Genomic DNA, 632 nt, shown 5'->3' with positions numbered 1-632 from the left:
AAAGGCTGTTTTGAAAGCTACGGGGCAGGAAGTCGCTTGCGGTTCGGGTGAGCGAGGCGGTGGAGCATGAGACGGATCATGGCAAGGGTGACCATCGCCTCGGCGACCTCGGTCCGTTGCTCATAGTCCTTGGACAGGCGCCGCCATCGTCCGAGCCAACCGATGGTACGTTCGACCACCCACCTGCGCGGCAGAACCACAAAGCCTTTGGCGCCGGTGATGCGGCGGACGACGACCAACGTCAGGCCGAGCAGAAAGCAAGCGAGCAGGACGGCGAGACGGTCATAGATGCTGTCGGCGAACACGGTCCGGAGCCAGTTGTAGAGGGGCTTGATACGCCGGAGCAGGTCGCCCGCGCTGTCCGCGTCCTGGATGGACGCGGCATGCACGAGCACGCCGAGCAACAGCCCCTGCGTGTCCACCGCGACGTGCCGCTTGCGCCCCTTCACCTTCTTGGCCGCATCGTAACCGCGAGACCCGCCGCTCTCCGTTGTCTTCACGCTCTGGGTGTCGAGGATGGCCGCAGTCGGGCTGGGTTCGCGCCCCGCGCCTTCGCGCAGCATGACGACGATGTGGTGCCGTATGCTCTCCCACACCCCGTCGCGGAGGAAGGCGCGCATATAGCCATAGAT

Annotated in this window: 1 protein-coding gene; it reads right to left on the bottom strand. The window is 65.2% G+C overall.

All coding sequences use genetic code 11. From position 1 onward, the window contains the following. Nucleotides 1-17: 17 nt before the first annotated feature. Nucleotides 18-632: IS5 family transposase (locus JMJ55_RS30455; protein WP_202829348.1), on the bottom strand; the 615-nt coding region annotated here is incomplete at its 5' end.

It is taken from the genome of Belnapia mucosa (genome assembly GCF_016775475.1).
Lineage (GTDB): Bacteria > Pseudomonadota > Alphaproteobacteria > Acetobacterales > Acetobacteraceae > Belnapia > Belnapia mucosa.
The sequence above is the reverse complement of the archived record's forward strand: the minus strand, read 5'-3'. Positions and strand labels throughout refer to the sequence as shown.